Raw genomic sequence first — 22,784 nt, forward strand, 5'->3', positions numbered from 1 at the left:
TCCACGACGCTGACGAAGACCCGCGACTCATGCGGCTCCGCAACCGGTTCCCCGTACCGTGATTCGGATTTCGAACTGCCCTGATACAGTACGACCCCTCCGGCTGCTCGCACAGCCGACTCTGGGGAAGTCTGGAAACGGCTGGAGCGCCGGCGGTGCCCTCCCGGGCTTCTCCGGCCTGCGGCGGCGTGCCTCGTCTCTCGGGTTGGCGTCCATCATCGGTCGGCGCCGACGGCTTCTTGGTGATCGAGCTCCTGGAGTTGCCGTTGCGCCCGGGCGGCGTCCTCGGCGCGTCCCTGCCGCCGGTACAGCTCGAGCCCTTCCTGCCAGGCCGCGCGCGCCTGCTCGAGCTGATCGAGGGCGACGTGGGCTTGACCCAGCTGGTCGAGGATGTCGGCGGCGTCGTAGGAGGTGTCGCCGAGGCCGTGGTACAGGTCGACCGCCTGTCGGCAGTGGCGGACCGCGTCGGCGTACCGGCCGGTACACAGGTCGATATAGCCGAGGGTGTCCAGGATCGAGGCTTCGGAGTGCGGGGAGTGGTGCTCGCGGTAAAGGGCGAGGGCGGCCTGGCAGTGTTCCCGGGCGAGCTCGTGGTCGCCCTGGCGGGCGAGCCACACGCCCAGGTTGTTGTGCGCGTGGGCCTGCCCGATCGGATTGTTGAGCTTCTGGTAGAGCTCGCGGGACCGGGCGGCGTGGTCCAGGGCCTTGCCGACGTCTCCCGCGAGGCCCGCGACCGCGGTGAACATCCCGTGGGTGTTCGCCTGTTGGAGGAGGTCCTCCTGTTGCTCGGCCAAGGCCAGGGCCCGTTCGAGGTGGCGGACCGCTTCCTCGTGGCGTCCCAGGTCGGTCAGCATGCGGCCGACGAACCGGTGGGCCTGGGTGCGGTAGGCGGGGTCGGGGAGCTGTTCGGCGGCGTCCAGGGCGGCTTGCCACACGGCGAGGCGGCTGTCGTGGCGTCCGCGGCGGCGATGGTAGGTGCTCAGAGCGCGGGCGACGTGCCACACCGCGGGGTGCCAGTGCTGGGCGGCGGCGATGCGCTGAGCGGCCAGCAGGTTGGCCTGCTCGGCGTCGAACCAGGCCATCGCGGCCAGCTCGGCGCCGGGCGGGTCGAGGTGGACGCCGGGTACGGGTGGGTTGAGGTCGGCGGGTGGACGGTGCGGGTCGAGGACGTGATCGGCGTCGTAGGCGGTGTGCGTGTAGAAGTCGATCAGGCGGCAGAGTGCGGCCTCCGTCGCCTCCGGCGCCAGGTGGCGGCGCGCGGTGTCCGCGCCGAACTGCCGCACCAGGTCGTGCATGCGGTACCGGCCCGCGGTGTCCCGGGCGACCAGCGACACCCGTTCCAGCTCATGCAGCATGGACTTGGCCTCGGCCGGCGGCAGGCCGATCAGGCTCGCGGCGGCCGGCAGGCCGATGTCCGTGCCGGGGGCGGTGCCGAGCAGCGCGAACAGCCGCGCCTGCTCGTCGGTCAGCGCGGCGAGCGACCAGGACAGCACGGCGCCGACGCTCGTGGCCGGATCGCCCTCGTCGAGCGCGTCCAGCCGCGAGCCGGCGTCGCGCAGGTCCGCGGCCAGCGCTTCGAGGGTCAGGCTCGGGTTGGTCTGGGCCCGCGCGGCCACGATGCTCAGCGCCAACGGCAGCCCGGCGCACGCGACCAGAAGCTTGGCGACGGCCTCGGGCTCCGCGTTGACCCGGTCGGCGCCCAGGCGGGCGGCGAGCAGGGCGGCGGCATCGGCGTCGGAGAGCGCGTCCACCGGCACTGGCTGCGTCCCGTGCCCGACGACGAGCCCGGAAAGCCTGTCGCGGCTGGTGATGAGCACGAAGCAGCTGGACGTGCCCGGGGGGAGTAGCGGCCGAACCTGATCAGCGCAGAAGGCGTTGTCCAGCAGGACGAGCATCCGTTTGCCGGCCAGCATCTGCTGGTAGCGCTCGCGACGCTCCTCGAGTCCGATGGGCAGGGCGGTGCCGGGCACGCCAAGCCGGCGCAGCAGCGCGGCCAGCGCTTCACCCGGGTCGAGGGGTGACTCGGGGTGGAAGCCGCGAAGATCCAGGTATAAGCAGCCGTCGGGGAACCGGGCTAGGCGCTGGTGGGCCCAACGCACCGCCAGCGTCGTCTTGCCGATCCCGCCGGTGCCGGAGATGACCGCGATCACGGGCGTGGAGGTTTTGCGGCTCTGGCCGCGCAGCTGGTCGAGCTGTGCCATGTGCTCGACGCGGGCGGTGAACGAAGGCACATCCAGCGGCAACACGGGTTCCGGCGGGGCTTCACGCTCACCGAGCCGCTCCCGGGTCTGGCGCAGCCGTTGAGCGCGTGACTGATCGGCGCCTAGGGCACGCAGGAGCGCGGATAGGGCATCGACGGGGATGAGCGTGGTGCCGTTGAGGTAGGCGTACAGGCTGCTTTGCGACACGCCGATCCGCTTGGCCAGGCCGGCCCGGCTGATCGACCTCTCTCCGCGCGCCTCGGCCTCGCGCAGCAGACGGCGCAGTTCCCCGGCCAGATCGGTCGTGGAGCCGACCGGCGACAACGTTGTCGCCGGCGCGCGTCCTGGCCCGATGGTGTCGGCCACTGCTCCGCCCATCCCTACGGCACGGTATGTGATGAAATAGCCGAATGTTACGGTAACGTTTGCGGTCGTTTGTTTCCAGACTATACAAACTCCGCGGTCGTCTGGTGTACTCCCGATCGGATGAATTCCCCATCACGTAAGGTGCACAGGGCGCATCCGTCTATGAGGACGCCTGAACGGTGCCTGTGGTTCGCGGCCGAACCGGATCGTCTGCGCACAGAGGTCAAACTCCAGCTCAAGGCTCTCGCGCTGCTGTCCGGCCTGTGGAAGCCGCGTCCTGGCCGGTGAACAAGTAGTCCGGCTGGCCCGGCGCTCGTCCAGGAGCGCCTGCGCGACGGCGGCGCATACGTTGCCTTCTGAAACGATCAAGCGAATTCATCACATTCACACTTCGGGCTCAGGGGGCGTCGAAGGTCAAGAGGGATCCTCAATATGTCAGATCGACATAGAGAGGAGCTTCGCGATGAACGGTCACGATCCCACGAGCCCCGATACGTTCGGCGCGACATCCGGGTCGGCGGGTGACGGCTGGCCCGCCGTTGGCGCCATGCCGCCACAGGCGCCGGGCGAACTGCCCGGCGCGGGCGCGGCCGGGCCCGACAGCAGGTCGATGGCGCGGCGGCTACTGTCGCGCAAGAGGAATGTCTGGATCGGCGTCGCCGTGCTGGTGGTCGCGGCGGCCGGGACGTCCATCGGTGTCGCCGCGTCGGGTTCGTCCGACACCACGAACACCGCCGCATCCTCGTCCTCCTCTGCTCCGTTGGGGCATGGGGCCCCGTTCGGCGGTGCCGGCACCGGGGGCGGGGGCGGGGGGAACGCGCGGTCCGGACCGGCCGCGGGCGGCTCGGCGGGCACGGTCGCCAGCGTGTCCGGTTCGGGATTCACCCTGACGACCGCGACGGGCCAGACGGTCACGGTGGACGAGACCTCCTCCACGACCTATCAGAGCGGTTCGAGCGCGGCCTCGGCCAGCGCGGTGACCACCGGCGAACCCGTCCTCGTGCTCGGTACGGTCAACAGCACGACCATCACGGCAGCACAGGTGACCATCGAGCCCGCCGGCAACCCCTACACGGCGACCTCGACGGCGGTGGTGCCCTTCCAGCGCGGCACGACGGGCGCCTCGAAGCAGGTCGGCCAGATCCCGGCGAGCTACACCGAGGGTCAGGGGACGATCTTGAGCGGGACGACGGCGTACCAGGCGGCGCAGGCCGCGCTGGCGGCCTACCCGGGCGCCGTGGTCGACCGCGTCGTGCAGTTGAGCGACGGCGAGTACGAGGTGCACTACATCGGGGCGGGCTGGCCGCACAGCATCTTCGTCAACCAGAGTTTCCAGGTTGTCGGCGCCGAGTGACGCTGTCACAGAGTGTGAATTCAGACGCGCTTGAATGCAGGCACCGTTTGAATACAGACACAGACACCGCTTGGACACAGACGGCAGGCCCGAGGTGCCGGCCGCGAGCAGCATTGCTCGCGGCCGGCACCGCGCCGTGCGCGGCCGGTCAGCGTGGGTAGGCTGCAAAGACCTGATGGAGGATGTCGATGTAGGCGCCGTGCCCGTCCGGGCTCGACCAGTCGGTGGCCGACTCGACCGCCGTTCCCTCGCCCCACTCGTTGTAGGTGACGACCAGCTGGAACGGCGCGCCGGACGTGGCGACGGTGGTGGCGTCCTTGCGGAACCGGGTCAGGTCGCGCGGCACCTGCGGCGTCTGCTCGTCGTTCTTCCAGAACCCGGGGGACACGATGGCCGAGTAACCGGGCTGTACGTCCAAGGCATCGGCATACTGGTGCCAGCCCTGAGGCTGGTCGGCGCAACCGCGGTACCCGCCGAAGACCTTGAGCACGACGTAGTAGTGAGCGGTCTGATTCGCCTGCGCCCACCGCGTCGCCATGCCGCAGCCGTCCGTGCCGCTGGCATAGACGAAGATCACCGGCAGGCCGTCGACGTGCAGCCAAGCCTTCTGCTCCGAGTACTTGCGCAGGTAGATCAGGTCACTGGCGATCTGTGCCGGCGACGGGTCGCCGTACGCCTCCTGCTCGTAGTACGCCGACCAGGAAAAGCCCAGCTTCGCGGCCTCGGTCATCAGCAGCGGCAGCCGCTTGTCCTCCCGCGTGCCCTGGCCCCACCAGGACTCGATCCCGGCCTGGAGCCCGGCGTACTGCATGTCCTCGATCTGCCGGTCGACCGTCGCCGATTCGTCCACGCTGTAGTGGCCGGCCGACGGCATGTAGTGGCTGCCCGGCGGCTGGAAGTTCTCGGGGTACCAGGGGTAGTAGAAGGCGGCGCGGATCGGGAACGCGGTGTTCACGATCCCCGCCGCAGCCTGAGACGGGGAGGGCGACGCGCTCGCCGACGGCGAGGCTGTCGGCGCAGTACTCGACGGGCTGGGCGACGCGGTGTTCAGCGGCGCGGCGGCGGTCGTCGGGGCGTGCGGACGGGGCGCAACGGCCGCGGTTGTCCGATGGTCTGCGGCATACCGCACGCCGGTCACACCGGCGATCACGCTGAGCGCCGCTACGCCCGCGACAGCCGCCTTGCCCGCGGTCGGCAGCGCGGTCCAGTGCCGTATCCCGCGACCGCGCGCCAAAGCCCTGCCATGCCCGGCGCCATGTCCGGGTTCGGCGTGGCTCTCGCTTCGCGCGCCAGCCGTGGGTGGGACGTACGGGACGGAGAGCAGCGCGAACGGAACCGGCACCAGCGCCAGTCCGACCAGCAGGCTCTCCGCCGGAACGAGGTCCAGGTGCAGGGCGCTGCACGACGGGCATTCCCGCACATGGCGCGCGATGCGCTTACGCCAGAGCCCTGACGGGCGGCCGTCCCAACCCAGGCACACCTCGGCCAGCTCGGGACAAATCGGCACGGCTTGCAGGGCTCGTACCACCGTCCGCGCCGTCTCCAGCCGCGCTTTCGTGCGGTGGACGAGCACCGCGACCTGCGACGGCGTCGAGTCCATCGCCGCGGCCAACTCGGCCCGGGTCAGCTCGCCCGCGGCCTCCAGCCACCACAGCGCGAGCAGGTGGCGGTCCTCCTCGTCCAGCCACCGGGTGGCCTGCGCCACCTCGCGCCGCTGGTCCGACAGGCCGAGCGCGGCGATCGTCAGGTCGACGAAGTCGGCGCCGGGGTCCGCCGACGCGGCCTCCTCGAGCGCCGCGCGGCCCGGCTCGGCCCGGCGCTGCCGCCAGTGGCCGCGCACGCGCCGCATCGCGATCGCGACCAGCCACGACCGGAACGCGTCCGGATCGCGCAGCTGCCGCAGATCGCGGACCATCTCCAGCATGACGTCCTGCACGACGTCGTCGACGTCCGCCGGGGCGTCCAGCGCCCGTCCCACGATGTTGTAGACCAGCGGCAGGTACGCACCGACCAGCGCGTCGAGCGCCCGGGCGTCTCCCGCGCGCGCCGCCTGGACCACGGACGCGTCCGGCATCAGGCCTCCTGGCATTTTCCCTTCCTTCGCTGCATCGACTGCTGCTGTAGACAGGAGGGACAACCCGCGCCGGGGCATTGCGGAAAGTACGGCAGATCGCGATTTCCAAGGCAGTCGCCTCGTGCTCTCGACCGCCGAGCGGCGGGCGGGAGCACGAGAGCGTCAGCCTACATACCGTTTCTCTGAGTGTTCCGCTCTGAGTGTCAGGTAGTGGTGTTGGCCACAGCGTTCATGTCACAGCGCCCGTCACGAGGACGGGCACAGGTCCATCGGCAGCACTCCAGGCCCGCTGATCGTCGCGGTCGCGGAGTGCACGGTCACCGGCTCGGCGGACCAGATCCGGAAGTCGGCCTGGTTGTTCATGGCCTCGTCCACGGCGGCGTCCGGCAGCGCGAACGTGATGCTCTTCCACGTGTCGGAGTTGGTGTTCGTGTTCGAGCCCGCCATGGTGTAGTGGCTGCTGCCGTGCATCGAGTACTGCAACTGCCAGTTGTTCGTGCCGGTGTCGTAGTACTCGATGGTGACGGTCGCCGAGAAGTCGCCGTTCTGCGCGATGCGCGGATCGACCTGGAAGTACATGTTCAGGTCGCCGGGTGCGCTCGCGGTGGTGCTGCGCGCGTCCAGCCCGCCGACGGTGACCGGTGTGGTCGTGCCGTCGCCGCCTTCCTGCTGGGTGATTCCGTTGTCGATGTTGGTAGCGCCGAGGGAGGTGCACACGGTCGCGGTGTCGCCGGGGCCGACGACCGCCACGGGGACCGTCAGCGTGGGCAGCGGGACGCTCTGCGGGTCGCTGAGCGCGAAACCGACCGAGCTGAAGCCTTGCGCGGCGCTCGTCGCCACGTCGAAGGCGACCGTGACGGTGGCCGTCTCGCCGGTGCTGCTGATCGTCGCGGTGCCGGAGGCCGGGCTGACCGTGACTCCGGGCGGCGGCTGCGCCGTCCAGTCCAGCTGCTGGATCTTCGAGACCTGATCGCCGTACGCGCCGACGCCGAGCGTGAAGGTGAGCGTCGCAGAGTTCGACGATCCGGCAGCCGCGATCAGGTTGACCGGGCTGCTGGTCACGGCGGCGGGCAGCACGCCGGTCGGGAAGCTCAGCGGCTTGGCCTGGTACGACGGCGGTTCGTCAGCCGCAGAAGACGCCCAACTGGTATTCGGCGTGCTGGAGATGGCCATGTCCAGGTTCGTCGTCATACCGTGCGAATCCGCGCCGCCAACCAGGTATGAGGTCGGCACCCAGTCTCGGTCCGTCGTGTCGTCGTTGACCCTCAGTGAGTTGATGTATCCCTGGTCCGAGGCGCCGGGCGCGGTGATCGTGAGCTGATGGCCGGGCAGATTCAGCTGCGCCACCGGGAAGATCGGCGCGCTGACCGCCAGCACCGGCGCACCCGGGGTCGTCGGGTACAGGCCGAGCGCGCCCCAGACGAACCACGAGCTCATCGCGCCGAGGTCGTCGTTGCCGGGCTCGCCCGCCGGGGTGTTCGCGTAGACGTCGTCGAGCAGCTTGTGTACCTCGGCCTGCGTCTTGTACGGCGCGCCCGCATAGTCGTAGACCCAGGGCACGAGGATGTCGGTCTCGTTGCCGGCCCAGTAGTTCGGCGCGTTCGGCCCGGCCTGGTCCTGCTGGAAGAAGGCGTCCAGCCGCGAGACGGCTGCGGCGTCGCCGCCCATGGAGGTGATAAGCCCTCCGAGATCCTGCGGCACCGAGAAGGCGTACTGCCCCGCGTTGCCCTCCTGGAAGCCGGACTGTCCGAAGCTGCCCAGCCCGTCGGTCGTCGGGTCGCCCGCCGGGAAGTTTCCGTTGGCGTCCCTGGGCTGGAGGAATCCCGAGTCGGTGTTGTAGATGTTCGTCCAGTTCTGCGACCTCGCCAGGAATGTCCGATACGTGTCGTGCGAGCCGAGGCTCTTGGCGAACGCGGCGATCGCATAGTCGTCGGCGGCGTACTCGAGCGTGAGCGACGCGCCGTTCGGGACCGCGGAGCCGGATGCGGTGATCGTGTTCTGCACGTATCCGTCCTTCAGATACGTGTCGAGGCCCGGACGTTCCTCGTAATAACCTTCGCCGAGGTCGCTGCTCGTCTGGACCTGCGTGGCGCCCTTCACCATCGCGGCCAGCGCGCCTTTCGTGTCGAAGTCGCGTGCGCCGAACGCGTAAGCCTCGGCGATCATCGGATCGGACGCGTCGCCGCCCATCATGCCGGTGTAGCCGTTGGCGACCGGCCATTTCGGCAGCCAGCCGCCCTGTTGTGCGTCGTTGACCAGCGATTGCATCATCGCGCTGGTCTGCGTGGGTGCGATTGCGGCCAGCAGCGGCACCTCGTCGCGGTAGATGTCCCAGCCGGAGAACGTGGTGTACTGCGCCTGGTCGGGCCGGGTTTGGTGCACGTTGCCGTCCATGCCGAGGTACTGGCCGTCGGCGTCGCTGAAGGTGCTGGGATCGAGCAGCGCGTGGTAGAGCGCTGTGTAGAACTCAACTTGCTGATCGTGTGTGCCGCCGCCGATCTGGATCTCGGAGAGCAGCTGCCTCCACTGCGCGCGCGTCTGTGCGGCCACATCGGACACGCTCCAGCCGTGCAGTTCGGCGGCGAGGTTGGCCTGCGCGTTCGCGACGCTGACGTAGCTGATCGACACCTGCATGCCGACCGTGGCCTCGGTGGAGGTGTCGAATCCGACGTAGGCGCCGGAGTCCTGGCCGGTCGCGCTGCTGCTGCCGGCGTTGACGGTCGTGCCGTTCCAGGTGCCCTGCGTGGCGAACGGCCGGTTGAACTGCGCGGCGAAGTACACCGTCGACATGTTCGGCATGTCGCAGAACTTGCCTTCGGTGATCGAGCCGGTCACCTCGTCGTCACCGACGATGGACACGTTCGCGGCGTTGACGAACGACTGCGAGTCGCCGACCTTGAACAGCACGTTGGCTTGGGAGCCGGTCGGATAGGTGAAGGAGCCGAGGCCGGTCCGAGTGGTCGCGGCGATGTCGACGCCGATCGCCGACGAGCCCGTGCCCAGCGTGGTCGAATAAGAGCCCGGCGAGGCGGACTCGGTCGTGTGGCTGAACGGCTCGGTGGTCGCCGTCGGGTTCGTGCCGATCGCGCCGACGGTCGGCAGGATCGGCAGATCGCCGGCGATGCCGCAGCCGGCGCCCGACACATGGGTGACGCTCATCCCGATCGTTGCCGAGTCGGTGTAGGCGTAGCCGCCCGATGACGGACGTGACGTCGTGTCAGGGCTCCACGCCACCATGCCGAACGGGGCTGAGGCGCCGGGGAACTCGTTCACCGGCCCCACGACGCCGCCACCGTCCCCGGTGCCGATGAACGGGTTGACCAGTGCGGTCGGGTCGGCGACCAGCGCGGGCAGCGCCGCGGCGGTCGCCAGTGGGGGCTGCGCGGCGAGCAGCCCGGCGGACAGCGTGACCGCGGCGGTCAGCGCCAGCCACCGGTGGGTGGGTATCACGGTTCTTTCGCCTCCTCGGCGAGGAAAGTCAGTACTCTGCGACGCGTGAGGGCGCGGCGCCGCATGGCCGGTCGGTGGGTGTGGGCAGCGCGGGCGGTGTGGATGGGAGTCGGTCGCGTCCGGCCGTCTCGGAGAGACGGTCTGCGGGCTGTTGGGTCGCAGCTGCCCTCCCGGGATCAGCCGATGGTCGCGGCGAAGACGTGCAGTGGCGAGGACCCGGCGCTGGGCAGGGTCACCGACTGGACCGTCTTGCCGGTCTGGAGGGTCACGGCGTCGTAGAACACTGACGCTTTCCACGGCGAGGTGCCGGAAGAGGTGTTGCCGTAGGCCGAGGTCACCGCCACCTGGGAGCCGGGGTAAGGCGTGGTGCCGGCCCAGTCGCCGAATCCGAGGGTGAACTGCTGGGTGGTGCCGTCGGTGTAGGTGATCGTCGCGGTGCCGGAGGACTGGCCGTTGGCGGCGGCGCCGAGGAACCCGAGCGTGGTGCCGCTGCCGGTGATGCTGATCGCGCGTCCGTCGGCCTCGACGTTGTCGTTGGTGCCGGCGGCCGAGCTCGGCCAGGTGAAGGTCAGTCCATTGACGGTGAACAGGGCGCCGGGCGAGAGCCCGACCGCGGCCAGCGCCTGGGCGGAGAAGCTGTTTCCGCCTCCGTCGATGTTGCCGGGGCCGTGGTTCGAGTCGTCCGTGATGGACACGTTGTTGAACCCTGTGGTCAGCGACGAGTAGGGCACCTCGGTCTGCGCGCCGGAGATGCCGACCTGCGTGCCCCCGACGCTCTCGGTCGCGGCGATCACCTGCGGCCCCGGCTGCTGGCCGGAGGGCACCGTGACCGACCAGGTGGTCGAGACAGTGGCCCCGGCCGCGACCGCGGCGAAGGTGTTCGGCGTCGTATTCGCCGCCGACCAGCCGCCGGGCAGGTTCAGCGAGAGCGCGACGTTGCTCAGCGCCGAGGACGACGGGTTGGTCAGCGCGGTGGTGACCGTCGCCGATCCGCCCGGCTCGATCGCCGGCGGCGCGGTGATCGACAGGTTGTCCGACTTGATCGACATGCCGAAGATGTGCATCGGCGGGGTACCCGGCTGCGGTTGCGGGTCGCCCTGTGGCAGGGTCACCGACTGCACGGTCTTCGTCGAATCGATCGTGACCGGGAAGTAGTCGATCGTGGCCTGCCAGCCCGTCTTGTTGCCGGGCTGGTTGCCGTAGGGCGACCGGATCGCGACGTCGCCACCGGTCGGCGGGGTGCCGTTCGCCCAGTCGCCGAAGCCGAGGGTGAACTGCTGCGTGCTGCCGTCGGTGTAGGCGATCGTTCCGGTGCCGGTGTCCGGTCCCCAGGCACTCGTGCCGAGGAAGCCGAGCGTGGAGCCGGAGCCGGAGATGTCGACGGTCTGCCCGGCCGCCACCACGTTGTCCGGCTGACCCGGCCCGGCGTTCGGCCAGGTGAAGGTCAGCCCGTCATGCACGAACGGCGCGCCCGGCGTGACGCCGACCGATGCCAGCGCCTCGGCGGAATAGCTGGCGCCCGCGCCGTCCAGGTCGGCGCAGCAGCGGTTGGCGTCGGTGCTGACGGCGGAGTTGTTGAACGCGGCGGTCAGCGAGGAGAACGGCACGGCGAGCTGTGTGTAGCCGGTGCTGTCGTGCACACCGTTGATCGTGGCGTCCGCGTCCAGGGTGAAGTTGCCGGCACCGCCCGTCGGCACCGACACCGACCATGTCGTGGTCACCTTCTGCCCGGCGGCGACGCTCGCGAAGCTCGACGGGGTCTTGGCCGTCGCGCTCCAACCGGAGGGCAGGTCGAGGTTCATCGCGACGTTCTGTACGGTGCCTGAGATACCGGACGCGGCGGGCGCGGTGTTGGTGAACGTGGTGGTGACGGTCGCGTTCTGGCCGGGCTGTGCCAAGGCCGGGGCGCTGACCGAGACGGCGTGGCCGACGACGATCGGCATGGAGCCGCTGACGCCGTCCACGGTGACGGTGATCGTGGCGGTGCCCGTGCCGACGGCGGTCACGAGACCGTTTTGGTCGACCGTGGCGACGCTCGGATCGCTGCTGAGGTAGGACACGTGCGCCTTCGACAGGTCGACGAAGCTGCCGTCGTTGTTCGCGGCCTCGATGATGTTGTCGGCGGTCACGCTCATGTTGCGGCCCTGCGGGACGGAGCCGACGCCGGTGGTGTCGTCCGCGATCCACGGGTTCTTACCGGTCAGGTCGAGGGTCTGGCCGACCTGGAAGTCGACCTGGTCCGGCTGCACGGTCACGGTCTGCACGTCGGGCGACAGCGCGCCGGTGACGTCCACGTCCGCAGTGCCGCGGATGTCCGCGGAGCTGGCGCCGACCTTGAAGGCGTACGTGCCGTCGTAGACCACGGACTTCATCGCGTTCGAGTCCCAGATGCTCAGGTCCGGCAGGTGAACGACCATTGATATGTACTGGCTCTCGCCGGGTCGCAGGACCTTGGTCTTCTGGAAGCCGGCGAGCTGCTCCTGCGGGAACGTCACGCCGGACACGGTGAATGACGGCGCGGCGTAGAGCTGAGCGACAGTGCTGCCGGCCGTGGTGCCGGTGTTCGTCACCACGACACCGACGTGCACGGCGCCGTTGGCGTTGACCGAGCTGTGATCGACCTTGACGTCGGAGTAGCTGAAGTTGGAGTAGCTCAGGCCGTAGCCGAAGGGGTAGGTGGGCGTGCCGGTGAAGAACTGGTACGTGCGGCCGAGTCCGCCGGTCTCGGCGGGGGTCAGGCCGTAGTTCGACATCGGGGCGAGCTGGGAGTCGTCGGCGTACCAGGTGAAGTCCAGGTGCCCGTCGGGGTTGTGCTTGCCGAACAGGACGTCGGCCAGCGCGGTGCCCTGGCTCTCGCCGTTGTAGCCGCTGAAGACGATGGCCGGGAAGTCACTCTGCACGTCGCTGATCTTCACCGGTCCGTCGGACTGGATGGCCAGCGCCATGCGGGGGTTGCCGACCGCGGCGACCTGGTTGATCAGCGAGTCGTAATTGCCGGGCATGTTGAGCGAGGTGCGGTCCTTGCCCTCGCTCGCGACGTTCTCGTCGGTGCCTACGAACACGATCACCGCGTCGGCGGACCCGATGTCCGACATGGTCGCCGAGGAGCAGGAGGCTGCGGCGGTGTTGGTAGTCGAAGTGCCGCAGGCGTCGAACACGACCTGTGCGCCGGGGTTGGCCGCCTGCACCGCCGACGTGATGCCCTGCACCGCGCTGACCTGGAGCGCCGGGTCGCCGGAGTAGCCGCCGAGGGTGACTGTGTTCGCGAGGTCGCCGACGATGACGATCTTGTTCGTCGCGGCGGCGTTCAGCGGCAGCAGCGGGGCGCTGGTTCCCGAGAGGTTGTCGTTCTTGAGCAGCACCAGCGAGTCGTCGGCGACCGTGGTGGCCAGGGACTGGTGCGCCGGGCTCTGGATCGCCGACTTGGTGATGCTGGTGTACGGGACCTGCGACGGCGGGTCGAACTCGCCGGTCTCCATGCGCACCGTGAACAGCTTGATCAGTGCGTTGTCGATCACGCCCTCGCTCAACACGCCGGCGCTGATCGCCGCCTCGATGTTCGCGAACGTGTTCTCGCCGCCCGCGCAGTTCAGGTCGGTACCGGCGCGCAGCGCGTACGCCTGGCCGCCGGCCGCCGCGGGAACGGTGGTGCCGGTGGCGGTGTTCGTCCAGGTGCCGTTGGCGCCCTTGCTGTCGGTGGTGTACCCGGGCGGCGCCCAGTCGTGGCCGGACGGGAAGTTCTGATAGGTGGTGCCGATCGCGCCGCAGTCGGAGGTGACGTACCCGCCGAAGCCGTAGGTGCGCTGCGCGATCTGGTTCGCGGTGTAGGTGTCCGCGACGGACGGCGTACCGTTGATCGCGTTGTACGACGTCATCAGGCCTGATACATGCGCGTTCTCGATCAGGCTCGCGAACTGCTTAGTGTAGTAGTCGCGCAGATCCGTGTCGCTGACGTTCGAGGAGATGCCGGTGCGGTTGTCCTCGGTGTTGTTCAGCGCGTAATGCTTCGCGGTCGACGCGACCTTCAGGTACCCAGTCCGCGACTGGCCGGAGAGCGTGTTGCCCTCGTATCCGTCCACGAACGCGCCGGCCATCTGCCCGACCAGGTACGGGTCCTCGCCGAAGGCCTCGTCGGTGCGGCCCCAGAGCGGGTCGCGGTCCAGGTTCACGGTCGGCGCCCAGAATGTCAGCGACCCATAGTCGCTGGCCGACGGACCCAGGTTGTTCTGCCCGGTGCCGAACAACGACTTGTCCAGGAAACCGCGCACTTCATCCGAGATCGCCGTGGTCTCCTGATACACCAGGCTCGGATCCCAGGTCATCGTGGACGCGAAGTTCGTCGGGAAGCTCGTCGCCTTCGGCGGACCGCCGTTGCCGCCGTTGTCCTGGTTGGCTCCCAGGGTGTTGACGCCGTGCTGGCCTTCGCTCCAGTAGGTGTACTGCTGCACGCCGAGCCGTGGGATCGCCGGCGCGCTGTTCGTGCTCAGTTGCGCCACCTTTTCCGGCAGCGTCATCCGTGACACCAGGTCCGCGGCGCGTGCCTGGAAGCTGTAGTGGGTGTCGAGATAGATGGGCAGTGGGTTTGCCCGCCCCGCGCTGCTGGCCGTGGCCGCGGGCGCGGCAGCGGCGGTGACACCGGTCACCGCCGCCGCGATCAGCGCCTGCATCCGCCGCGACCTGAGCGGTCGAAACGTCCATAGCATGTCGCCTCCGCCGTTGGAGTCGTGCGACGCCGCATCCGGCGGGGAAGCCGCGTCACTGTGGTGTCCATCACGCTGTTTTACTGTGAGTGGTCAGAACTGAGCGCTCTCGCGTGGGTCGGAACCGAGCGCCCCTGCTCCATTCCCCTGGAATGACCGTGTGCCATTGGCATCATGACAGCGTTGTCAAGAGGCATGATCCAACACTGAGCCTCGTCAAGCATCGATGACCACGGCCGCCGGGTCACCACCCCACAGCGTGCCGAGGTCGCGCGGTTATGTCTAGATCAGGATTAAATCCGCTGGTACGGTTGCGTCGTGGCCACAGCAGTCCCGGAGCCCCAGCGCGGCCCGGATTCTCCAGACGCACCGATCAACCTCGCCAGCCTCGGCCGCGTCCGGGTGCTGCGCGCGCTCGCCGACAGCCCCGTGCTCTCCCGGGCCGAGTTGGTCCAGCGCACCGGCTTGGCCCGGGCGACGGTGGGCTCCGTCGTGGACGATCTGCTTGCCGCCGGAGTGGTGCGCAAGACCACCGAGCCCTCGCCCGCCGGGGCGCGGACCGGCCGGCCCCCGCAGCTGCTCTCCCTCGAGCCGCGCGCCGGATACGCGGCGGGCCTGGACGTCGGCCACGATCACGTCCGCGCCATTTTGACCGACCTAGTCGGAACGACGCTGTGGGACCGCAGCGTGGAAATGGCCGTCGACGGCGATCCGCGCCGCGCGCTGAACACGGCCGCGCGGCTGATCGACCTGGCGATCTCAGAGCTCGGTCTCCCGAAGGACCGCGTGCTCGGCCTCGGCCTCGGCATCGCCTGCCCGGTGGACAAGACGACCGGGGCGATGCGCGCCGACGGCATCATGCCCGGCTGGGTCGGGATGCGGCCGACGGAGGAACTGACCCGCCGCACCGGCCTGACCGTGCGGATCATCAACGACGCCAACGCCGGCGTGCTGGCCGAACGGCGCTTCGGCGCGGCCAGGGAGTGCGCCAACGTCGTGTATCTGCGGCTGTCCTCCGGCATCGGCGCCGGCGTTATCTGCGATGGACGCATGCTGCTCGGCTTCGGCGGACTCGCGGGCGAGCTGGGCCACGTGACGGTCGAACCGCGTGGCGCCGTCTGCCGCTGTGGCAACCGCGGCTGCCTGGAAACCGTGGCCAGCCCGCCCGCGATCGCCGGCCTGCTCAGCCGCAGCTGGGGAAAGCCGGTGACCACGTCAGAGCTCGTCGACCTGCTGCGCGCGGGCGATCGCGGCACCCTGCGAGCGCTCGAGGACGCAGGCGACGCGGTGGGTCGCGCGCTGGCGACAGCCGTGATGCTGCTCAACCCCGAGCTGATCGTGGTCGGCGGCGACCTGGCGGCAGCAGGCGAGGTGCTGTTCGAGCCGATGCGCCGCACGCTCGCCCGCAACATCATGGCCTCGCACATCGAGCCCTTGCGCATCGTGCCCAGCACCCTGGGCGACAGCGCGTGTGTGCGCGGCGCCGCCGCCCTCGTGCTGGGCAGTGTCCCGGAGCGCTTGGGCTTGGATCTCTTGCCCGCCGCCTGACCCGTCGCCTTCGTGCCGGGTAGCGTGGCTGAGCGGCTCGGCTTCGATCTGCTCCCGGCCGCCTGACACGCTGCTCTCTTGCCGGATAGCGGGTCGGAGCCGCTGTGCCCACCCGCCGCCACTGTCCTGGATCGGCGGCCTATGCCGGACCCCGCGGCCCCTTGCACCGCCAACGCTCCACTGGCGTGCTAGCCCCCCGGCCTCAACCTGAGCAGCACCAACCACACCCCACACCAACCACACCGCGCACCAACCACACCGCGCACCAACCACACCCCACACCAACCACACCGCGCACCAACCACACCGCGCACCAACCACACCGCGCACCAACCACACCCCACACCGACCGCCGAGCCAGCATCTCGGCGGTCTGACAATATGACCCGGGCCGCTACTGGGCGTGGACCTTCGTCGGGCGCACCGCCACCGCCACCCGCTGTGCCGCGTCCGGCGGGGTCACCGCCTCGCCGTTGTAGCGCTCGGACAGACGCTGGTAGAGCTTCGCCTCCGGGTCGGGGTCGATGTGGTCGACGACACCGCGGATCTCCACGTAGCTGTAGCCGTTCTCCGGGTCGAGGATCGAGATCGACACCCGCGGCTCGTGCGCGATGTTCTTGTACTTCTGGCGGTAGTTCGTGTGGGTGAACCAGAGGAACTCCCCGTCCCACACGAACCACATGGGGTTCACCTGTGGCGCCCCGTCCGGGCGGGTAGTAGCCAGGTGGACGATGAGTGGTTGCTGCAGCAGCTCACGGGCGCGGCCGGGAATCTCCACCATGTCGGGTCTTTCCATTCGTAGGACGTTACCGTCGGCTTAACCACCGCCGGTTCGGTTTCATGCCCGCTCGTAGAAACCGTCGAGACGACCCCGGGCCAGCGGCTTGCTCGCGGCGGCGATCACGTCGCGCGGCTTCGCCGTGTCCAGGCCGGCGCCGGTCGCGCCTGCGGTCACCGGGTCGGCGAGCGCGAAGATCTGGAACACATAGCGGTGCGGGCCGTGGCCCTTGATCGGCGCCGGCCCGAGATAACCGGGGCCTCCCATGCTCGGCTTCAAGACACGCACGCCACTCGGTGCGGTCGCCGGGTTGAGCCCGCCTTGGGGGATGGAGGTCACCGACGGGTCGATCAGGGCGACGCAGTGGACGAACGGTTTCGGCGTGGGCGCGTCGGGATCCTCCATGACCAGCAGGAACTGCGCCGTGCATTCCGGTGCTCCGGACCAGGTCAAAGCGGGTGACAACTCCTTGCCGCCGACCCGCTTCGCGGCGTGTACGAGCGGGATCGTGCCCCCGTTCTCGAAATCCGGGCTGCTCACCGTCATCGTCGGCATATCCGCCCGCGCCAGGTTCGGCGCGTTGCAGGCGAGCTGTGCTTGCCCGGCCCGCCGGCTTTTCAGCATCTTGCCGAGCACTGCCATGGTTCCTCCTCGCCGGAATCTGTCTGGGGAGAGCCTATGCCCGCCGCGACGCCGCGCATCGACGCGGTTCCGGTACCCGTCGCCCTCGTGTCCTGCGTTGATTGTTCTTTTTGTCCAGCTGCGACACCAACCCGTCGGCCGACGACGATGGAGGGCAAACCGCGCGCCCGACCTTTCACCAGGGCACTGACACACCCCTCATCCCCTCATCCGCCCGTACCGCTCATTCACCACCTCCGCCGCAAGCCCTGCGAGACGTAGGAGTCACCGTGAGAAAGGGAAGAAGCGCAGCGTCGTGCACGGCGGCGCTCGTGACAGCGATCGCCGCCGCGACATTGTCGGCCCCGGCCGCCACCACCTCCGTGCCCCCTGTTGCGGCCCCCGCCGCATATGCCCTCCCGCGCGCGATCCCGGCCTCGGCCGGAGCAACCACTCTGGCGGTGCTGCCGACGCCCTTGTCGTCCTCGCAGTGCCTCGCTCAGCTCGGCCGCCGCTGCTACTCCCCGCTGCAGTATCAGAAGGCGTACGACATCACGCCCCTGTACCGGTCCGGGATCACCGGCAAGGGCGCGACCATCATGGTCGTCGTCTCCTACGGGTCGCCGACGCTCCAGCACGACCTCGATGTCTTCGACGCCCAGTGGGGCCTGCCCGCCACCACCCTCGACATCCGGCAGTTCGGCACGATGCCCCCGTTCGACCCCACGAACGGCGACATGGTCGCCTGGGCCATCGAGGCGACGCTCGACGTCCAGTACGCCCACGCCATCGCCCCCGGCGCCAAGATCGTCGTGGCCGCGACCTCGGTCGACGAGACGCAGGGCGAGACCGGCTTCCCCGAGCTGATGAACGCGGAGAAGTCCCTGATCGACCAGGGCGTCGGCGACGTCATCTCGCAGAGCTTCGGCACCATGGAGCCCGACTTCGCGGACCCCTCGCAGATCCTCGGCCTGCGCTACGCCTACAAGGACGCGGCGGCCCACCACGTCTCGGTGCTCGCTCCGGACAGCGACAACGGGGCGACCGGGATCGCGCTCGACGGCAACAGCCTGCTGCCGTTCGCGGCGGCCGCCTGGCCGGCCTCCGACCCGCTCGTCACCGCGATCGGCGGCAGCTTCCCGCTGATCGCCGACGACGGCACCCGCCTGGCCCCGGACGTCGTCGCCAACGACAACGTCCTCGGCGTGCCGAGCGACGTCTACCCGATCGTCGGCGGCGGGGGCGAGTCGACCGTCTTCGCGCGACCGTCCTGGCAGGATGGGCTGAGCGTCATCAGCGGCAACCACCGTGCCCAGCCCGACATCTCGATGAGCGCGGCCCACGCCGGGGCCGGGTGGAGCTACCAGAGCTTCGTGCCGTCCGACGCCGGCTGGCACCTGATCGGCGGTACCAGCGAGTCGTGCCCGCTGTTCGCGGGTGTGGTCGCCCTCGCCGAGCAGGCCGCGGGCCACCGGCTCGGCAACATCGACCCGGCGCTCTACCTGCTCGGGCACCTGTCGCAGATCCCGTGGGTAGGTGCCGAGACCGGCATCGTCGACATCACCTCCGGCAACAACTCAGACCACGGCGTCACCGGACACAACGCCGGTCCCGGCTACGACGAGGCCAGCGGATGGGGCACCGTCGACGTGGCCAAGTTCGTCCCGGCCCTCGCGCTCGCGGACAACTTGACCCGCGAGTGATTCCGGTACGGTCTGTCGGTCCCAGGCCGGTCCCAGGCCGGTCCCAGGCCGGTTCAGGGCCGGTCGGCCTCGGCCGCCGCCGGCGACATCGCCGCAGCGGCCGAGGCCAGCTCGCGGACCACGGCGCCCACGCGCCCGGCCACGACCTCGGGTGCGGAGGCGTCGAGTTTGCCGTCGAGGTACAGGAACGCCAGACCATGCACCAGCGCCCACACCCCGGTCGACATCGCATCGGGGTCGGCGCCGGGAAACGCCCGCCGCACTATGCCGCCGACGTACTCGGAGATGACGGCGGTCGCGACGACCCGGTCCTCACTGCTCGGGTCGCAGGGTTCGGCGAACATCAGCCGGAACATCGCCGGGTGCTCGAGCGCGAACCTGACGTAGGCGAGGGCGACCGCGGCGAGATCGTCGGGCGTCGAGGGCGAGGGGTGCGCGGCGGCCAGCTGCCCGGCCAGCTCGACGTACCCCTCGGCGGCGACCGCGGAGACGAGCGTGTCACGCTCGGCGAAGTGGCGGTACGGGGCCGTCGGAGACACCCCGGCACGCCGCGCCACGGCCCGCACCGACAGTGCGGCGCTGCCGTCTTCCTCCAGCAGCTGCCGAGCGGCACGCAGGCACGCGGCGCGCAGATCGCCGTGATGGTACGTGTCGTCCGATTTCGGCATCGATCGACTCCCCATGTAGACAGTGCTCACATCCCACGCTAATGTAAGCGGCGCTCACATTGTAGCGGTCGAAAGGGGACGAGGATGCCGGGCGAACTGTTCGCACCGCTCAAGCTGCGGTCCGGGCTCACTCTGGGTAACCGGATCGCGAAGGCGGCCATGGAGGAGGGGATGGCCGGACGTGCGCAACTGCCCGACGCGCGGCTGCTGGAGTTATACCGGCGCTGGGGCGCCGAGGGAGCGGGGCTGCTGATCACCGGCAACGTCATGGTCCACGCCCAGGCGCTGACCGGTCCCGGTGGCGTGCTGCTTGACGCCGCCGCGCCGCTGGAGCCGTTCGCGGCGTGGGCGCGGGCCGGCAAGTCCGGAGGCGCCGCGATGTGGATGCAGATCAACCATCCCGGCCGCCAAGTGCAGGCCGAGATGCCCGGCGTCGTCTGGGCGCCATCCGGAGTGGGCGTCGAGGCGGGCAGACACAGCAAGCGGTTCGGCCGGCCGATCGCCATGACCCCGGAGCAGATCGCGGCCACGGTGACCCGATTCGCGGTGGCGGCGGAGCGTGCCGAGCGCGCGGGCTTCGACGGTGTGGAGGTCCACGCGGCGCACGGCTACCTGCTCTCGCAGTTCCTGTCGCCGCTGGTGAACAAGCGAACCGACGAGTGGGGCGGCACACTGCAGAACCGGGCCCGGCTGCTGCTCGACGTCGTGCGGGCGGTGCGTGCCGCGGTGTCGCCGATGTTCGCGGTCGCGGTGAAGCTGAACTCCGCCGACTTCCAGCGCGGCGGATTCGACGCCGACGACGCGCGGCGCGTGATCGCGATGCTCGAGCCGCTCGGCGTGGACCTGGTGGAGTTGTCCGGCGGCAGTTATGAGAGCCCTGCGATGGCGGGCCGCCCGGCCGACACGCGCACCCAGAAGCGTGAGGCGTACTTCCTCGACCTGGCGAGCGACTTGGCCGAAACCAGCCCGCTGCCGTTGATGCTCACCGGCGGGATAACGCGCAGGGCGACGGCAGAGAAGGTCCTCGCCGGCGGTGTCGAGATGGTCGGCATCGGCACCGCTCTCGCCGCAACACCTGATCTTCCGAATCGGTGGCGAGAGCTCCAGGAAGCGGACGGCCAGCTGCGTCCGGTGGCCTGGTCGGACAGGATCCTCGCCTCGGCTGCGGGTATGGCGCTGGTCCGGCACCAGATGCGCCGGATGGCGCGTGGTCTCGACCCCGTCTTCGGCACGCGCCCCGCATACGCACTGGCATGCGACCAGTTCGTGCAGCGGCGGGCGCTGCGCCGTTACCGCGCCTGGCTAGGGCAGGCACCGGCTGCGCCTTTGCCTCCGCCGGGGCACGCCGCGCCAGCAGGTCAGCACGCGTGACCCGGCGCGGGGGACCGGTCGGTGGAGTCAAGGCGCTGCGGATGATCCCGTAGTCGTAGGAGCCGTTGTACTGCTCGGGGTGGATCGGCGTCGGGTAGTGCGTCGGGCTCACTGGTATCCGCTCACCGGTCACCGTCGTCGCCCGACGGCGTCTGGCGAGGCGCTGTCTTCTGCTTACTGCCTGACCAGCTCCTCCTGCCCCGGCTCAGGCGCGCGGGCGACGAAGTCCTTGCGGCGGATGAGCGCGAGGGAGAGAACTCCGCCGACGAACGCGACGCACGCGGTGACGACCAGGAGGTTGTTCAGCGCGCCGCTGAAGCTTGACCGGATCGCCGTCTGCAGCGTCGCCCGTGCGGTCGGCGACAGGCCGGCGAATGCCGATCCCACCTGGCCCTGGCGGACGGCGGCGATGATCTGGCCGGCGTGTCCGGCCAGCTGCGGGGTGGGGGCCAGCGCGTGGGTCAGCTGTGTCCGGATCGAGCTGGAGAAGATCGACCCGAGCGCGGCGATGCTGGTCGCGATGCCGACCTGCCGGAAGGTGTTGTTGATTCCGGAGGCCATGCCGGAGCGCTCCGGCTCGACCACGCCGATCGCCGTGGACGCCAGCGGCGGGTTCACGAAGCCCGAGCCGATGCCCGAGACGATGAAGCCCGGAATCAGGTGTGTCCACTGGCTGTCCGCGTTCAGGCCGGCCATCAGCAGCAGGCCGATGCCGACGGCGATCAGTCCCGGTCCGATCAGCCAGCGCACCGGCACACGCTCGCTCAGCCGACCGGCGATGGTGGCCGCGAGCAGCATCGCACCGCTGGAGACCAGCAGGCGCGTACCGGCGGCGAGCGCCGAGTAGCCCAGCAGGTTCTGCAGGTAGAGGACCAGGTACAGCAGCATCGCGAACAGCGAGCCGTTCATCGTGAACGCCGCGGCCAGGCCGCCGACGAAGGTCGGCTTGCGGAACAGGCGCAGGTCGAACATCGGATCGGCGACCGTGAACTCGGCCGCGACGAAGCAGGCCAGCAGGACGCCGCCCACCACCAGGGCGGTGATCGCGCCGACGTCGCCCCAGCTGGTCTCCCCGGCCCGGATCAGTCCGTAGACCAGGCCGATCAGACCCGCGGTGAGCAGGATGAAACCGGCGAAGTCCGGCCTGCCGGGATGCGCGGCCCGCGACTCCTCCAGCCGCCACCGGGCCACGGCCAGCGCGCCGATGCCGATGGGCACGTTGACTAGGAAGATTCCCCGCCAGCTGATCCCGGTGGTGATCAGCCCGCCGATGATCGGGCCGAGGGAGACCGCCACGCCCGTGATCGCGCCCCACACCCCGAAGGCGACCCCGCGGTCGCGGCCGCGGAAGCTGTGGCCGAGCAGCGCCAGCGAGGTCGCGAACATGATCGCGCCGCCGATGCCCTGCCCGGCGCGGGAGAGGGTGAGCATCAGCGGTGTCTGCGCCAGGCCGCAGAGGAGCGAGCCGAGGGTGAAGATGATGAGGCCGATCGCGAACAGCTTGCGCCGTCCGTAGCGGTCGGCCAGCACGCCCGAGGTCAGCAGGACCGAGGCCAGCGCCAGCGCGTAGGCGTCGACCACCCATTGCACGTCGCCGAAGCTGGCGTGCAGGCCGCGCTGGATGTCGGGAAGCGCGACCACCACGATCGTGACGTCGAGCAGCAGCATGAACGTGCCGACGCACACCGCCAGCAGCGTCCACCACTTCTTCTCCACGGATACAACCTCCTCGCCCTGCCGTCGCCCGCGGATCGAACCGCGTGAGCATGCGCGAATCGCACCGCGTACCCGAGGGTGGAGCGTTGATGCGGCGACGAGCGCTACGGAACAGGCCCCGGTGTTGCCATTTCAGCACCTGGCGGCGGCATTCGCACGCGGGCGGCCGCCGAGCCGACGTTCTCGCAGGCTTGGCGGCCGCCCGACGTGGTGGGCGAGGTGTAGTTGTAGTTA

Annotated in this window: 12 protein-coding genes; 4 read left to right on the forward strand and 8 right to left on the reverse strand. The window is 69.8% G+C overall.

Annotated elements, in window-relative coordinates; translation table 11 throughout:
* Positions 1–215: 215 nt before the first annotated feature.
* Positions 216–2,579 carry an ATP-binding protein gene (locus tag VGZ32_RS23485; protein WP_326888333.1) on the reverse strand — a complete coding sequence of 788 codons (2,364 nt, stop codon included), beginning with the start codon at positions 2,577–2,579 and terminating at the stop codon, positions 216–218.
* Between the two features lie 451 nt (positions 2,580–3,030).
* Here VGZ32_RS23485 and VGZ32_RS23490 point away from each other — a divergent pair, with 451 nt between their 5' ends.
* Entirely contained in the window at positions 3,031–3,921 is an 891-nt protein-coding gene (locus VGZ32_RS23490) for a hypothetical protein (protein WP_326888334.1), read from the forward strand.
* Positions 3,922–4,069: 148 nt separating this feature from the next.
* Here VGZ32_RS23490 and VGZ32_RS23495 read toward each other — a convergent pair whose 3' ends face one another.
* The 3 genes from VGZ32_RS23495 to VGZ32_RS23505 all read right to left on the reverse strand — a co-directional run bounded on the left by VGZ32_RS23495 (position 4,070) and on the right by VGZ32_RS23505 (position 14,112).
* Positions 4,070–5,995, reverse strand: a complete 1,926-nt coding sequence (locus VGZ32_RS23495) for a sigma-70 family RNA polymerase sigma factor (RefSeq protein ID WP_326888335.1) — start codon at positions 5,993–5,995, stop codon at positions 4,070–4,072.
* A gap of 246 nt (positions 5,996–6,241) precedes the next feature.
* Positions 6,242–9,445 (reverse strand): GH92 family glycosyl hydrolase, encoded by a 3,204-nt coding sequence (locus VGZ32_RS23500; protein ID WP_326888336.1) that lies wholly within the window; start codon positions 9,443–9,445, stop codon positions 6,242–6,244.
* 176 nt (positions 9,446–9,621) lie between these two features.
* Entirely contained in the window at positions 9,622–14,112 is a 4,491-nt protein-coding gene (locus tag VGZ32_RS23505) for a glycoside hydrolase family 3 C-terminal domain-containing protein (protein WP_326888337.1), read from the reverse strand.
* 351 nt (positions 14,113–14,463) lie between these two features.
* Between VGZ32_RS23505 and VGZ32_RS23510 the strand changes: the two genes are divergently transcribed.
* Entirely contained in the window at positions 14,464–15,693 is a 1,230-nt protein-coding gene (locus VGZ32_RS23510; RefSeq protein WP_326888339.1) for an ROK family transcriptional regulator, read from the forward strand.
* 394 nt (positions 15,694–16,087) lie between these two features.
* Here the strand turns inward: VGZ32_RS23510 and VGZ32_RS23515 are convergent, their stop codons facing one another.
* Complete coding sequence (locus VGZ32_RS23515) at positions 16,088–16,474, reverse strand: PPOX class F420-dependent oxidoreductase (protein WP_349263722.1); 387 nt, start codon at positions 16,472–16,474, stop codon at positions 16,088–16,090.
* Positions 16,475–16,531: 57 nt separating this feature from the next.
* Positions 16,532–17,113, reverse strand: a complete 582-nt coding sequence (locus VGZ32_RS23520; protein ID WP_326888341.1) for a YbhB/YbcL family Raf kinase inhibitor-like protein — start codon at positions 17,111–17,113, stop codon at positions 16,532–16,534.
* 269 nt (positions 17,114–17,382) lie between these two features.
* On the opposite strand from VGZ32_RS23520, the gene VGZ32_RS23525 reads away from it, so the two are divergent.
* Positions 17,383–18,795, forward strand: a complete 1,413-nt coding sequence (locus VGZ32_RS23525) for a S53 family peptidase (RefSeq protein WP_326888342.1) — start codon at positions 17,383–17,385, stop codon at positions 18,793–18,795.
* Between the two features lie 53 nt (positions 18,796–18,848).
* Here the strand turns inward: VGZ32_RS23525 and VGZ32_RS23530 are convergent, their stop codons facing one another.
* Positions 18,849–19,463: a TetR/AcrR family transcriptional regulator gene (locus VGZ32_RS23530; protein ID WP_326888343.1), complete on the reverse strand. Its 615-nt coding sequence runs from the start codon at positions 19,461–19,463 to the stop codon at positions 18,849–18,851.
* 84 nt (positions 19,464–19,547) lie between these two features.
* On the opposite strand from VGZ32_RS23530, the gene VGZ32_RS23535 reads away from it, so the two are divergent.
* Positions 19,548–20,834: an NADH:flavin oxidoreductase/NADH oxidase family protein gene (locus VGZ32_RS23535; RefSeq protein WP_326888344.1), complete on the forward strand. Its 1,287-nt coding sequence runs from the start codon at positions 19,548–19,550 to the stop codon at positions 20,832–20,834.
* Positions 20,835–21,008: 174 nt separating this feature from the next.
* Here VGZ32_RS23535 and VGZ32_RS23540 read toward each other — a convergent pair whose 3' ends face one another.
* Positions 21,009–22,550 (reverse strand): MFS transporter, encoded by a 1,542-nt coding sequence (locus VGZ32_RS23540; protein WP_326888345.1) that lies wholly within the window; start codon positions 22,548–22,550, stop codon positions 21,009–21,011.
* Positions 22,551–22,784 lie beyond the last annotated feature (234 nt).

This window comes from Actinocrinis sp. (genome assembly GCF_035938995.1).
Classification (GTDB): Bacteria; Actinomycetota; Actinomycetes; order Streptomycetales; family Catenulisporaceae; genus DASZGI01.